This window comes from Nesterenkonia sandarakina, from assembly GCF_013410215.1.
In the GTDB taxonomy this organism is placed as follows: domain Bacteria; phylum Actinomycetota; class Actinomycetes; order Actinomycetales; family Micrococcaceae; genus Nesterenkonia; species Nesterenkonia sandarakina.
In genome coordinates, this window is the sequence record NZ_JACCFQ010000001.1 from 2147057 (window position 1) to 2161542 (window position 14486).

8 protein-coding genes are annotated in these 14486 nt (G+C 60.5%); all 8 read left to right on the plus strand.

Features of this window, described 5'->3' with window-relative positions; all coding sequences use genetic code 11:
• Positions 1 to 55 precede the first annotated feature (55 nt).
• The 8 genes from HNR11_RS09915 (at position 56) to HNR11_RS09950 (ending at position 10645) form a co-directional block, all read left to right on the plus strand.
• Entirely contained in the window at positions 56 to 1084 is a 1029-nt protein-coding gene (locus tag HNR11_RS09915; protein ID WP_246310380.1) for a LysR family transcriptional regulator, read from the plus strand.
• A gap of 124 nt (positions 1085 to 1208) precedes the next feature.
• The gene (coaE, locus tag HNR11_RS09920; RefSeq protein WP_218849686.1) at positions 1209 to 1823 is read left to right on the plus strand and encodes a dephospho-CoA kinase; all 615 of its coding nucleotides are present in this window, start codon (positions 1209 to 1211) and stop codon (positions 1821 to 1823) included.
• 9 nt (positions 1824 to 1832) lie between these two features.
• Positions 1833 to 3977, plus strand: coding sequence for an excinuclease ABC subunit UvrB (uvrB, locus tag HNR11_RS09925; protein ID WP_179442139.1), 2145 nt, complete (start codon positions 1833 to 1835; stop codon positions 3975 to 3977).
• Positions 3978 to 4092: 115 nt separating this feature from the next.
• The gene (locus HNR11_RS09930; RefSeq protein WP_179442140.1) at positions 4093 to 5469 is read left to right on the plus strand and encodes a polysaccharide biosynthesis tyrosine autokinase; all 1377 of its coding nucleotides are present in this window, start codon (positions 4093 to 4095) and stop codon (positions 5467 to 5469) included.
• A 3-nt stretch (positions 5470 to 5472) separates the two neighbouring features.
• Positions 5473 to 6093, plus strand: a complete 621-nt coding sequence (locus HNR11_RS09935) for an arsenate reductase/protein-tyrosine-phosphatase family protein (RefSeq protein ID WP_179442141.1) — start codon at positions 5473 to 5475, stop codon at positions 6091 to 6093.
• Between the two features lie 964 nt (positions 6094 to 7057).
• Positions 7058 to 8560, plus strand: coding sequence for a sugar transferase (locus HNR11_RS09940; RefSeq protein ID WP_179442142.1), 1503 nt, complete (start codon positions 7058 to 7060; stop codon positions 8558 to 8560).
• 2 nt (positions 8561 to 8562) lie between these two features.
• A complete protein-coding gene (locus tag HNR11_RS14370; RefSeq protein WP_425488261.1) occupies positions 8563 to 9336 on the plus strand; it encodes a WecB/TagA/CpsF family glycosyltransferase in 774 nt (257 codons plus the stop codon).
• On the plus strand, positions 9320 to 10645 hold the full coding sequence (locus HNR11_RS09950) for a UDP-N-acetylglucosamine 1-carboxyvinyltransferase (RefSeq protein ID WP_179442144.1): 1326 nt from the start codon (positions 9320 to 9322) through the stop codon (positions 10643 to 10645). The genes HNR11_RS14370 and HNR11_RS09950 overlap by 17 nt, the downstream gene beginning before the upstream one ends.
• Positions 10646 to 14486 lie beyond the last annotated feature (3841 nt).

Sequence of the window (14486 nt, forward strand, 5' to 3'; positions counted from 1 at the left end):
GATCCTCTCTTCAGGTCTACTGAATGATTCTGTACTAGGCATGTAGCTTTGCTACATGGATGACTCCTTTCCGCAGGCCGACAGCGGACAGCCGCCGAGCTCGCAGACACCGGAGCCGCAGGACCTCAGCCTGCAGACCCGGACCCTGCAGCCGCGCCACCTCCAGCTGCTCCGGGAGATCGCCGCGCGCGGCACGCTCACCGCGGTGGCGCAGGCCCTGCACCGCACCCCCTCGGCGCTGTCCCAGCAGCTGCGCACCGCGGAGCGGGAACTCGGGGTGAAGCTGGTGGAGCCGGACTCCCGCGGAGTGCGGCTCACCCCGGCGGGGCAGCTGCTCGCCGAGGGCGCCGATGAGGTCTTCTCCAGCCTGGCCCGGGTTCAGGCCCGGTTGGACGCCGCCACCGGGGAACCCCGCGGAGAGGTCAGCATCGGCACCCTGCCCAGCGGCGGTCAGGTGCTGCTGCCGCAGCTGCTGCACCGGCTGCGCGGCACCGCGATCACGCTGAGCCTTGATGACTTCGACATCGCCGAGGCAGACTTCGCGGCGCGCGCCCTGGACGCGGACCTGGTGATCAGTCACAGCCTCAGCGGCGAGGTCCCCGGCGGGGCCGAAGGACTGGTGGCCACGGTCCTCACCCGGGAACCCATCGACGTGGTGCTTCCGGCGGATCATCCACTGGCGGCCAAGACCGAGCTGCGCCCGCGCGATGTGGTCGATGAAGACTGGGTCGGGGTGCCTGAGGGCTACCCGTTCGACGCCATCCCGGTGGCCATCGAGCAGCTCACCGGACGTCCGGTGCACCGGACGCTGCGGCTGCGGGACAACCACCTGCTGGAGTCACTGGTGGGCGCCGGTGCCGGGATCGGCCTGCTTCCGAGGTTCAGCACCCGGCCCGGTCCCGCCGTGGTGCTGCGCCCGCTCACCGGCGTCCGGGCGGCGCGCAGCATCGTCGCGCTGAGCCGGCCCGACCGCCACGAACGGCTCGCCGTCCGCACGGTCACCGAGCACCTGGTCAGCATCGGCGCGGAACTGATGGCGGAGCACCCGGCCGCATCACCTCCGGCGCACCGGAGGCTGACCTAGACGCTGAGCGACTGAGCTGAGTGTCCGAGCTGCTGAGTGACTGAGCGACTGAGCGCTGCATGTCTGAGCCGCTGAGTCTCTGCGAGGCAGGCCACCCCGAACGCGTGTGTCCTAAACTCAAGGGATGCACCAGATCCTCTCAGTGGGCCTGACCGGTGGCATCGCCTCGGGCAAGTCCGCGGTCTCCGCACGTTTGGCCGAACACGGCGCCCTGATCATCGACGCCGACCTGCTGGCCCGGCAGGCGCTGGAGCCCGGCACCGAGGGGCTGGATCAGGTGGTCCAGACCTTCGGCCCCGAGGTGCTCACCGCCTCCGGTGCGCTGGACCGTGAGGCGCTGGGCAAGATCGTCTTCGCCGATGGGGACGCCCGGAACCAGCTCAATGCCATCGTCCACCCTCGGGTCCGGGAAGCCCGGGACGCGCTGCGCGAGCAGGCCCCCGAAGGCGCCGTGGTGGTCGAGGACATCCCGCTGCTGGTGGAGACCGGCCAGGCGGACCGGTTCGACGTCGTCGTGGTGGTCTCCGCCCCCGAGGAGCAGCGGCTGCAGCGCATGGTGGAGCACCGGAACAGCACCCCCGAGGACGCCCGGTCCCGGATCGACGCCCAGGCCACCGAGGCGCAGCGCAAGGCCGTGGCCGACGTCGTCTTGGAGAACTCCGGGACCCTGGAACAGCTCTACGTCCAGGTCGATGAGCTGTACGAGAAACTCCGCAGGCGTGTCATAGCCGCGCAGTAGCATGGATCCATGAGTCTCGCTCAGAAGATCAGCCGCACCGTCGCCCCCTTCGAGGTCATCAGCCCCTACCAGCCCTCGGGGGATCAGCCCAAGGCGATCGAGGAGCTGGCCGATCGGATCGAGGGCGGCGAGAAGGACGTGGTGCTCATGGGCGCCACCGGCACCGGCAAGTCGGCGACGGCGGCCTGGCTGATCGAGCGGATCCAGCGGCCCACGCTGATCATGGTGCAGAACAAGACCCTCGCCGCGCAGCTGGCCAACGAGTTCCGGGAGCTGCTGCCGAATAACGCGGTGGAGTACTTCGTCTCCTACTACGACTACTACCAGCCCGAGGCTTACGTGCCGCAGACGGATACCTTCATCGAGAAGGACTCCTCGGTCAATGAGGAGGTGGAGCGGCTGCGCCACTCGGCGACCAACGCGCTGCTCACCCGGCGGGACGTGGTGGTGGTGGCCACCGTCTCCTGTATCTACGGCCTGGGCACCCCGGAGGAGTACATCCGTCAGATGGTCGCGGTGAAGGTGGGGGAGAAGATCGAGCGCGATGAGCTGCTGCGCCGTTTCGTGGGGATGCAGTACGCCCGCAATGACACCGACTTCCACCGCGGCACTTTCCGGGTGCGTGGGGACACCGTGGAGATCATCCCGATGTATGAGGAGCTCGCGGTGCGCATCGAGTTCTTCGGTGATGAGATCGAATCCATCTCCACCCTGCACCCGCTCACCGGCACCGTGGTCCGGGAGGAAGAAGAGATGTACATCTTCCCCGCCAGCCACTACGTGGCCGGGGATGAGCGGATGGCCAGCGCGATCAGCCGGATCGAAGATGAGCTGCGGGTCCGGCTCGAGGAGCTGGAGTCCCAGGACAAGCTGCTGGAGGCCCAGCGGCTGCGCATGCGCACCACCTACGACCTCGAGATGATGCAGCAGATGGGCTTCTGCAACGGCATCGAGAACTACTCCCGGCACATCGACGGACGCGGACCCGGCTCCGCCTCACACTGTCTGCTGGACTATTTCCCGGATGACTACCTGCTGATCGTCGATGAGTCCCATGTGACCATCCCGCAGATCGGCGGCATGTATGAAGGAGACATGTCGCGGAAGCGCACCCTGGTAGATCACGGGTTCCGGCTGCCCTCGGCCATGGATAACCGGCCGCTGAAGTGGGATGAGTTCCTGGAGCGGATCGGGCAGACCGTATACCTCTCGGCCACCCCGGGCCGGTATGAGCTGGACCAGGCCGATGGCTATGTGGAGCAGATCATCCGTCCCACCGGTCTGGTGGATCCGAAGATTGTGGTGAAGAAGACCAAGGGTCAGATCGATGACCTGCTGGGGGAGATCCGCACCCGCACCGCGAAGAACGAACGCGTCCTGGTCACCACTCTGACCAAGCGGATGGCGGAGGATCTGACCGAGTACATGCTGGAGAACGGCATCAAGGTGGAGTACCTGCACTCGGATGTGGACACGCTGAAGCGGATCGAGATCCTGCGGGACCTGCGCCGCGGCGTTCACGACGTGGTGGTGGGGATCAACCTGCTTCGTGAGGGTCTGGACCTTCCCGAGGTCTCCCTGGTGGCGATTCTGGATGCGGACAAGGAAGGCTTCCTGCGCTCCTCCACTTCGCTGATCCAGACCATCGGGCGTGCCGCGCGTAACGTCTTCGGCGAGGTGCACATGTACGCGGACCGGATCACCGACTCCATGCGACGGGCGATCGATGAGACCGACCGCCGCCGGGACCGCCAGATCGCGTACAACACAGAGCACGGGATCGACCCCACTCCGCTGCAGAAGAAGATCGCGGACATCACCGACCAGCTGGCCCGTGAGGACGCGGACACCGCGGAGCTGCTGCAGGGGATGGGTGGCCTGGCCACCGGCTTCCAGTACGGCAAGGGCCACCGCGGCTACACCAGCTTCGAGAGCGAGGAGGGGGATGAGAGCAAGGACACGAAGTCTGGCAAGTCGCTTGCATCCCAGACCCCGGCCAAGGACCTCACCGACCTGATCGGTCAGTTCACCAACCAGATGCACCATGCCGCTGAGGAGCTGAACTTCGAGGTCGCGGCCCGGCTGCGCGATGAGATCGGGGAGCTGAAGAAGGAGCTGCGGCAGATGCAGAACGCTGGCCACGACCAGATGTGAGTCTGGCCCCGCTACGTCCGAAACACAGAATTCATTCAAGCCAACTCAGAGTTTTTGCTGTGAATCCCTTATGCTTGCCTAGGTCATATCCGAGGAAGTCTAGGGGCATCAGTACGTGGAATTGCGTGAATATTTAAGGATCGTCCATCGCGGATGGCTCATCATCGTGTTGGCGACCCTCGCCGGTATCGGCGCCGCAGCCACCTACTCTCTGTTGCAGAGCCCGCAGTATGAGGCGGGTACCAGGGTCTACGTCTCCACAGATTCTGCCTCCTCCGTGGCGGAGCTGGGACAGGGAACGAGCTACACCCAGCAGATCGTGGCCAGCTTCGTGGAGGTCACCACCACCCCGCGTGTCCTGCAGCCCGTGATCGACGAACTGGGTCTCGAACAGACCCCGTCGGAGCTGGCGGAAGTGGTCTCCGTGTCTACTCAGGCCGATACGGTACTGATGCAGATCACTGCATCCGATGAAGACCCCACCCTCGCGGCGGAGATCGCGAACTCAGCAACGGAGAGCTTGATCGGTGTGGTCGGAGAGATCACACCGGGGACGTCTGACGAAGCCAGTCCTGTCTCGGTCGAAATCCTCCAGGAGGCTGTCGCACCGGAGTCCCCGATCAGTCCACAGGTGCCGCTGAATCTTGCCCTCGGGTTCCTTGTCGGTCTCACCATCGGAGTAGGCATCGCGGTGCTGCGCGAAGTTCTGGACACCCGGATTAGGGGCGAGCACGACATCTCGGCCGTCACTGAAGCACCTGTCCTGGGCGGAATCGTCTATGACGCTGAGGCCCAAAAGCGGCCGCTTGTGGTTCAGGTGGATCCGAAGAGCCCTCGTGCTGAATCCTTCCGCACGTTGCGCACGAACCTTCAATTTGTGGAGGTTGGAGAGTCGAAACGCAGCTTCGTCTTCACTTCGTCCATTCAGGGCGAGGGCAAGTCCACTACGGTGGCCAACACCGCCATCACCATGCAGGAAGCCGGCCAGCGCGTGCTCGTGATCGACGCGGATCTTCGCCGGCCAAGGATCGCTGACTACTTCGGGCTCGAAGGGGCTGTAGGCCTGACCAACGTCCTGATCGGCAAGGTCGACCTGGCAGACGTGGTCCAGTACTGGGGGCCAAACGATCTCGCCGTGCTGCCTGCTGGTGACATTCCGCCGAACCCCAGCGAGCTCCTGGGGTCTCCCAGCATGGATGCCCTTCTTCGGTTCGTGGAAGACCAGTTTGACGTCGTTCTGATTGATGCCCCTCCGTTGCTTCCAGTCACCGATGCGGCAGTCCTCGCCACCCGCGCGACCGGTGCCATCGTCGTCGTGGCCGCGGGCAAAACGGATCGACACCAACTCAAGGGGGCAATCACGTCCCTGGAAAACGTCGGAGCCAAGCTCTTCGGAGTCATTCCGACCATGCTTCCCACCAAGGGCCCTGACGCCTACGGGTATGGACGCTACGGACACGCATACACCTATGAAGAAGATCGAAAGGCGTAAGCCATGTCGGATGTGTTCCGGATTCTCGTGGTCTGCACGGGCAATATCTGCCGTTCTGCCCAGGCCGAGCAGCTCATCCGAGCCAGAATTGCTCAAGAGCACTCGGAGCTTACGCCAGTTGTAGAGGTTGAAAGTGCGGGTACCGGGGCTCTGGTCGGTGCTGGCATGCCTGCGGAGGCGGCAAGGCTCTCAGAACAGTATGGCGCTCATCCCTCGGGTCACGTCGCGCGTCAGGTGGCGGTCGACCATGTGAGAGCGGCCGATCTAGTACTGGTGATGGCCGCAGAGCATCGCAGCGCGGTCGTACGCCTGCTGCCCCGCGCGTCCCGGAACACCTTCCTGCTCACAGAGTTTGCAGCCCTGCTAGAGAACGCTGAGCAGAATCCGAACGGCCAGATCAAGGACCTCGCGAGCGATTCGACGACCGCCAAACTTCGTGCCGCGGTCAAGTCGGCGTCAGCGCGCCGAGGCTATCTGCCTCTAGAGGACTCGAAACCGGTCGACGTCATCGACCCGTACCGCCGTTCGGAGGAAGTCTACAAGGACTCTGCGCAACAGATCGTTCGAGCGCTTGATCGTATCCAGCGAGCCGCGGTGAGTATCTCCAGGCGGATCAGCGGATGATTCGAACGGAAAATGCGCGCGAGAGCCGGCGGTCTGTGTCCCGCAATGTCTGGATTGCAGTTGGTCTTGTTGCCTTCGTTGCAGTCGACATTCTCCTTGTAGCGCTCGCGCTCGGATGGGGTAGAGACGTTCCCCAGACTGCGGATTGGCAGGCGTCAAGTGAGATTTCGCCGCCGGCTGAAGACCACTCGGAGGACATCGTCGACGAGCCGCAGTCGCCGCCTGAGCCTGATGAGGCACAAACTGCACCACGCCTTCTCTCAGTCGTGAGTGAAACCGTGGCGTGGCGTTCTGAGGGGGGCGCTTGCGAGGAGCGCGCTGAGATTGAACTGACTATTGACGGGGGAGAAACATGGGGTGCTGCGTACCCCGCCGCAGATGGATTAGGGCGCCCTCTCTGGCTATCAGGCGCTGACTACACGGCTGTCCAGGCGGCCATCGCGTCGGGAGATGATTGTTCGGCTTACGGGGTGCGAACTTACGACTCCGGGGCAACATGGACCCGAGAGGATCAGGTAATTGAAAACTCGGTGTTTATTGATCCACGCGATTCGTCAGTGATGGTATGGAGCGGCGAACGTATTCAAGGTCCCTGCAACAGCTTCACGCAAGTAGCAGTGACTGGGGGAGTGGCCTCAGCCGTGTGTCAGGACGGGTCGCTGTGGAACTTGGATTCCCAGAACCGTTCCTGGGATGAGACCGGCATCGACGCCGTCGTTGCGGTGAGCGGCTCTGACGGTCGTAGGGTTGCGGCGCTGGAGTCCGCAGAATGCGATGGCCTGGCTCTGGTCGAGTTCGGAAACGAATCGGTTCAACCAATTTCCTGCGTAGCTAACCAGCCGGGTGAAACTACCGCAGTAGACCTCCAAGGCGAGACCCTCTGGGTTTGGGCGGGGGACCAAGTATCAGTTTCTGCAAGTCTTGGAAGGGATCTCAACTCGTGAGCGCTGCGCAGGCTCCAGACATGCACGCCACCTACACCGGGATTCGTGCCGTCACCGAGGAAGTTCTGCCACGGAAGGTGTGGCAAAAACGTTACGCAAGACGGTTGCTAACGACTGACTTCGCGGTCCTTGCCCTGATCATTAGCGGTGTCCAGCTGTTTTGGCTCGGGTTCGACGACACGGCAAACTTCAGTGTCCCGACTAGCCCAGGCGACCAGTACGGGGGCGAAGTTAGCTACGGGGTTGTTTCAGGTCTCATTTTGCTCCTATGGATGTGTGTCCTGATCGCCGTGGGTAGCGTTGATTCCAGGGTCATGGGTGTGGGCTACACGGAGTACCGAAAGATCACTGATAGCGGCATTGGTCTTTTTGCGGCGGTTGCAACCCTCATGTTCCTGCTGAAGCTCGACGTCGCTCGCGGTTACCTAATCCTGACTTTTGCCCTCGGAATCGCGAGCTTGCTGTTCGCCCGGATGGCGTGGCGCAAGTGGCTGAAAGGCCATCGCGCGCGAGGCGACTATTCGAATCAGGTAGTCCTCGTGGGTTCGCGCTCGTCAATCCGTCACATATCCGATGAGCTGTCCAAGCAGCCTTGGGCCGGGTATCACGTGGTAGGCGCGGCGCTCGCACAAGATCCCAGAGACAGCGGGGTCCTTGCTATCGGGGATGTCCCGGTGATCAGTGACTTCGATGGGGTGCGCGGGGCCATGGACGTAATCGGCGCAGATACCGCCATCATCACTGGAGCCGACCATCTCGACCCCCAGCGTGTACGGGAGCTGAGTTGGGAACTCGAGAAGGGGCAATACTCGCTGGTGATGGCACCAAGTCTCACTGACGTGAGCGGTCCGCGTATCCACAGCCGCCCCGTTGCAGGGTTGCCACTAATGCATGTGGAGACCCCACGCTATACCGGCCTCAGGGCAGCAATGAAGCGGACTTTCGACATCGTGGGTTCTCTGCTGATTATCGCGTTGCTATGGCTTCCGATGGCTGTCGTCGCTGTGATGGTAAAGGTCACTTCACCGGGGCCCGTTCTTTTCAAGCAGCAGCGAGTCGGACTCGACGGCGAAGAGTTTCGTATGTGGAAGTTCAGGTCGATGCGTCGTGACGCGGAGCAGGTCCTGGCTCAGCTTGATGCGGCAGATCGGATGGACCCTGGCAGTGTCCTCTTCAAAATGAAGGACGACCCCCGTGTAACGAGCGTTGGCCGGTTCATACGCCGCTACAGCATCGACGAAATCCCTCAAGTCTTCAATGTCCTGATGGGCAGTATGTCACTAGTAGGCCCCAGGCCATCATTGGCGCGAGAGGTAGCCCAGTACGAGCATCACGTCCATCGAAGGTTCTTGGTAAAGCCAGGCATCACAGGTCTATGGCAGGTTAGCGGGCGATCGGATCTGCCTTGGGAAGAGGCGGTGAGACTTGATCTCTATTACGTCGAAAACTGGTCCCTCACCGCCGACCTTGTCATTCTTTGGCGCACCGCCAATGTCGTCATTCGAGGATCCGGAGCGTATTAGAAATGGAAAGGTATTCCTTGGAGACTCAGAGAGTCGGGGTAGGCCCATTCTCCGTTCACGATCATTCCGCCCAGGAGGTCGTGCAGAGGATTAGCCAACTCGTCGGAAAGAATCAGCGTGCTGTGGCGTACGCACTCCACGTCGGCGGGTTAAACCACCGAAATGACCAAGAGTTCGTACAAGCGCTCGATCGGGCTGACGTGGTCTACGCGGACGGTGCAGCCGTGGTTACCCTGGCGCGAATGGCAGGCGCCACCCGGATGACGCGCGCTGCCACTACTGACATCGGAGTAGACGTAATTCGGCAAGCGAGTTTAAGCCTAGGCCGAACCTGCCGACTGGCGCTAATCGGTGGGACTGAGGGCCTGGCCAATGACGCGGGTACCAGTCTCGAGCGTTCCGCCGACTGTGAAGTGGTACTGGCAGAGCATGGGTACCACTCGGATCATCAGGACCTTCTCAAGAAGGTACACGCGTCGCGTCCCGACATAGTGATCGTGGGCCTTGGTATGCCTCGAGAGGCCACTTGGGTTCAAGAAAACTGGGCCAGGCTGCCCGAGACGTTGATAGTGACTTGCGGGGGTTGGTTCGGTTTCCTTGCGGGCCGTGAGCACCGTGCTCCTCGATTCATGCAGGCGCTCGGGATCGAATGGATTTTCAGACTGTCCCAGGCACCTGGACGCTTGTCGTCTAGGTATGCAACCGGCTTGATCTCCACGATGAGACTTGCTCCAACTCAGTTCAAACGAAAGGGGAATCATGTACGCAACAGTTGAAGGAGGAAACGTCCCCAGCGGGCGGGTTCAAGTGAGTGGAGCCAAGAATTCCGCGACGCGTCTTCTCGCGGCGGCTCTTTTGACTCAGGACCATGTGGAGCTACGCAACTTTCCCACCTCCCTTGTGGACGCACAGCACAAGGTGCGCTTTGTGCAGTCGATGGGTGCGAACGTTCGGGTAGACGAAGCTGGGCAAACGATCGCGGTTGATACACCTCACCTTGATGCCGCTGACCTGAACTCGGATGGATATGACGTTCCGATCCGGACCACCTATCTACTAGCCGCACCGCAGCTGGCGCGGACTGGTCGCGCACGCATTCCTTACCCGGCCGGCTGTAAAATCGGGGGTGGCGCGGGAGGCGGGCGAGGATACGATCTTCATGTGATGGTGTGGGAAGCCCTGGGTTGCGAGGTCACAGAGACCCCGAGCTACATTCAGATCACGGCGCCTCGCGGCGAGATGCGAGGAGGCAGTATCGATTTTCCAATTAGCACAGTTGGTGGGACCGAGAATGCCCTTCTATGCGCAGCCGTCGCCAAAGGCACATCGACGATTTTTAACGCGTACATAACCCCGGAGATTGATGACCTCATAGAGCTTCTTAGGCGAATGGGTGCTGACATTGTCGTGACGGGCAACAGCCACATAGTCGTGACAGGTCACAGCGGTCTCCTGGGTGGAGCTCACATGAGCGTCATGCCGGATCGCATTGAGGCGCTGACTTGGATTGTCTATGCACTGATTAGCGGCGGTGACCTCATGGTGAAGGGGGTTCCATTCAGTGCGATGCAAGTCCCCTTGATCCATCTCGAGCATGCGGGTGTTGACCTGATGGGGAGTTCTGACTCGCTATACGTTGCGCCAGAGTCTCTAAAGTCTGGATCGATTCAGCCTTTCGAGGTGGCTTGTGGCACTCATCCGGGTGTGATTTCTGATATGCAGCCTTTTTTTGTGATGCTAGGCCTGCTGTCCGCAGGGACATCAAGGGTTTTCGACTACCGTTATCCGGAACGGATCGGTTTCGTGCAGGAACTGGCGAAGTTCCTACCGCTGGGTGCGATTGAGGCTCGGCCTGGTGCCATAACGATGAGAGGCCCGCAGCGGTTCTCTGCGGCCGAAGCTGAATCTACCGACCTCCGAGGGTCGATGTCAGTTCTCATGGCAGCTCTTTGTGCCAACGGTACGTCCAGGGTGAACAATGTGGAGCTTGCCCTTCGCGGTTATGATCGCCTCGAGTCGAAACTGAGGTCGGTCGGTGCGGACCTCTCTGTCCACGACGCGCCCGCTCCACAACTAGTAAGGTGAAGGCTGGCCCGAGCGTGAGTAGGGCCACGAACGTAACTACTTCGCCGGAACGAGACGTATGGGCTCATCTAAAGTTTGATCACAGCTGATGTTCTACGGCCTATCGTCGGCTCGGAGGGGTATTAACCGTGCCCAATTCTGGTAAGGAGTTGAAGGACGAGGCAGCCAAGTTGGCTCAACAGCGTGAGCATAGAGTCACGGTGGCAGAGATTGCCAAGGGTTTTGCCGCATACGACACAGCGTTGGTGGATTAGCGGCGTCAGGCTAATCTCTGTTCCGGTATGGCCGGGAATCGCGCACCTGATTCGTCCACCGATGGGATGTCTGAGCGGGAAGCAGCAAGGCAGAACATCAGGCGCCCGGAGTCGTAAATGTAGTGGATCCTTCGTCCGGCGTGCTGCTTTAATCCAATTCGGATCCCCTCAGAATGGAGTAGTCGCTTGTACCTGATCTCGCCTAGAACGGCATCCCCGTTCCGCTGACGTGCGGGTAGTTGAAGGAAGCCCGCTAGCCTTTCATCCTGTTGGTCACCTCTCTGGCGTACTGTGACAGACGTGACATGGTGCCTTGATCGATCCGATCGGGAATTCCCCGGGATCGAGTGCCGGTACATCGCCGGTCAGGCTGAGCGGTGCGACTAATCGATGGCCACGTGCACCGTTTGGTGGCTCTGCCGATCACGGGGTCACTTGGATGATCGGTAAGCCCGAGAGAGGCAAGGCCACCCACCGGGACCCGGGGGTCCACGTTGACCTTGTCCAACGCCGCTCCATCGAACTCGCTTAGGACTGTGGCTGACTGACACTACCGACACCGCACCTTGAGGGTCGGCTCCACACCTCCGTGGCTGGACATCGGACCTCACGCCGGGTATTCGGCCATGCGGTCCATTACAGAATAAGAATCTCGCTGGCGGCGAAAGCGTCGAACCGTGGCCACCCGTTCTTGCCGAGGCGATTGCATCACTCGATGTGTGGTCCACCTGGGCCGGAGAGGTCAGTTGGGGCAAAGAAGATACTCGACACCTTCAATCAGCTTTGATTGATCGTTCCGATGGCCTCAGTTGTCGCTGTCAGAGGGAACGCCGTGGGGGGAGTGCTCCGGCTGGGTGCTCTAGAAGAGAGTCCTCGAGGCTCAATCCTTGCGCCACTAGCAAGGGACCGAGGCTCCGGAGTATGACATGGATCGAGCGGACGTCCTACCGACGCAAGAAGTAAGTGGGACTCGCTAGGGTGGCCTCGATAGCCTGCGAGGACAAGATGCTCAAAAGGCAGTGTCACTCGCTGCACGACCAAGGAAGCCCATCTGTCATACTTCCTGCATCAGCCCGAATTACTAGATCGCTCGTACGATGAGCTTGATCTGCCGGAGATTTTCCTCGGGCGTGAGCCTAGATCCCAAGCCATGTCCTTCGATAGTTGCTCTAGATGCCGCAACTGACTGCTACTGGGGTGGCCGTGGCGCTCTGTATGCGAAGCGACCATTTGCTGAAGTAGCAGGCGACTGACTCCATCGGGTATTGACATATGCCGATGTTCCCACACCTAATCGATCTGGCGAAAACGATGGCTGAACACTTCAGAGTAGAAGAGCATCTGGTTACCGAGGGTGAGTGTGTCGATGGTCCCGGTCAAGCCGGCAGCTGGTGTACTCGTGCGAACTCGTCAGACTCGTCTCGGGTGCAGTCCATGCAACCGGTTCAAGGCTAAATCGGTCCGCCCTAGTGGATCATCATCGAGCCCGGCGACTTCAGCGGCCTCGTAAGCAGAAACCAAGATCGTCGTGGTGTATGGGCGGGCTGCCAGATGTTGCGGGATAAAAAGCGTCCCTTAGGTGCCGACTTGGCTGATCTTGAGAGCAGTTGCCCTAACCCCATATATTGCCCTGCGTCACATGATCGGGATCGTTCGATTCGATGCCTTAGTCGCCTGCCCCGGACCGGGTGCAGGTGGTGGCAGGGTGATCTCCAACGCAGCGCTCGGCAGCGTAGTCACCCGTCAACCCGCGGCGAGCTCCATGAGACGGGTACTGTCACTGAGCAGAGACGTGAACCATAGTTTCTCGGCATGGGTCGAGTCGCTTGCCAGGTGTTCTGGACTACTCGCCTGGAAATCTATGGATAGCGAGAAGTCCTGATGCATCCAAGTCCGCGCGCGTGTCCGGCTAGATTCCAGGAACCAATCAGCATGGCCTGCAGTCGTCGGACATTCAGTCCGACAAGCCCGCGGGTACGTCTCTCTGACTTTGCCAACAGCCTGGGGACCACACCGACGCGATTCGAGCCGGGTGTGGGTCTTGTGGAATATCCCGTCGCGTAGAGGTTCTCCAGCAGGCGCCAGGCGAGCCCCAGAATGGCATGATTGTTTCGATTCCCTTTGGTGATCACTCGGTACTACTGCGCACCAGTGGCGCATGTCTCTAAGCGTCGCACGCTGAGTTCTAAAGGCACCTCAGGAGACGATGGCATTGCTCTCAGCGGAGTACGTGAGGGTGATCCGTGGAGTTAGCGACGCCATAAGTATGGAGGGCTTCGGCCGGCATCAAGTCTTCGCTCCGATATTAAACGACGGTGTCTAACTACGCTTCGACCCGGGTAACTCAGTCTCCTGATGCAACGCCGTCACCTGACGGCCTTATGGTTCGTAGTCGGAACCCCGGATGGACTCTGCGCTGTGAGAATGCCAAGTAGTACCGGAAGAGCAACATATGGATTGTTGAGCCCGCTGACGGACAGCCCGTTAGCTATAACGATTGCCAGGAAAGTCAGTGTCATGAAGCGGTTCAAGCCTGCTCTACGCATCGTGTACCAAAGAATAGCGATCGCAAAAACAAGTCCCACAATCCCTGCATCGAATACTATCCTGAGAACAAAAGCATGCAATATAACAGAGTAGCAAGACCCATCCCCCGCCGTCGAGAATAGTCCTTGAAAGTATGAGAGAGAATTGCATGCACTCGAACTGAGGGGAGTGAGTGGCGTGGTGCCAAAGAGCCAGTTCAATGGAGACCAGTCACTTGTCTCAGCGAGGAACACGTCGAGAAATCCGAGACGGTCGATACTCACCCCTCCCGCTGAACGAGCCTGAAATACCATGAGGGGAACCCATGCTAATAATGGAATTGCGCACGCCATCAAGTACTTTAGAATCAAGCTTGAGTTTCGGGCTTGAAAAACCGCAAATAACGCCACAATAAAAAAGGTAACCGCACCACTCCTGGATCCGGATAGGATTACTATCAAGCCAAGCAGCAAAATCATTAACGCCCGCGACCGTCCCATGTGCCGGTAGCAAACGATAGTAAGTCCAGAGTAGAGAGCGATATCATAGTTGCTCTCGGTTAGAAGTCCTGGCCGTTCACCTGGGCCCTCAAGCAGCAGGCTAAGGACAGACTTAATGATCGCCATGATGAGCAAGAACCACGTCAGACGCACTAGTCCGCGCGTGGGTTCCCAGCGTCGGCCGATGGCAAGGGCAAAGACTAAGAGATAGATCGCCCATTTATACCCCTGCACGAGATCAGGCAGGGGGGCATCGCTGGCGAGTCCGGGCGTTAGCCAACTTAGGGTGTAGCCCACTAGTCCTACTAGCAGTACCGGCGCACGCAGGGGGCCTCGTACCAGGGCCGTGAGTAGAAAAAGCCCTATCCAGAAGTCTAACGCCGTGGACAGTGGGAGCGGGGAGTAGCGCCCGACCATTGGTAGGCTCGCTAGTGCAGCCACCGCCAGTAGGGCATACAGCGACCACCGGATGAGCCGTGGTACGGCCGTGCGGTCCCCTAAATCTCCGTACACGCTACGGACGTGGGTCTCGCTGCTCATGTGAGACTTCCTATGATGTCG

Bases quoted from the DNA above. Each gene is read 5' to 3' on its own strand.
- HNR11_RS09915 (WP_246310380.1), top strand. From the start codon at position 56: ATGGATGACTCCTTTCCGCAGGCCGACAGCGGACAGCCGCCGAGCTCG.
- coaE (WP_218849686.1), top strand. From the start codon at position 1,209: ATGCACCAGATCCTCTCAGTGGGCCTGACCGGTGGCATCGCCTCGGGC.
- uvrB (WP_179442139.1), top strand. From the start codon at position 1,833: ATGAGTCTCGCTCAGAAGATCAGCCGCACCGTCGCCCCCTTCGAGGTC.
- HNR11_RS09935 (WP_179442141.1), top strand. From the start codon at position 5,473: ATGTCGGATGTGTTCCGGATTCTCGTGGTCTGCACGGGCAATATCTGC.
- HNR11_RS09940 (WP_179442142.1), top strand. From the start codon at position 7,058: ATGCACGCCACCTACACCGGGATTCGTGCCGTCACCGAGGAAGTTCTG.
- HNR11_RS14370 (WP_425488261.1), top strand. From the start codon at position 8,563: ATGGAAAGGTATTCCTTGGAGACTCAGAGAGTCGGGGTAGGCCCATTC.
- HNR11_RS09950 (WP_179442144.1), top strand. From the start codon at position 9,320: ATGTACGCAACAGTTGAAGGAGGAAACGTCCCCAGCGGGCGGGTTCAA.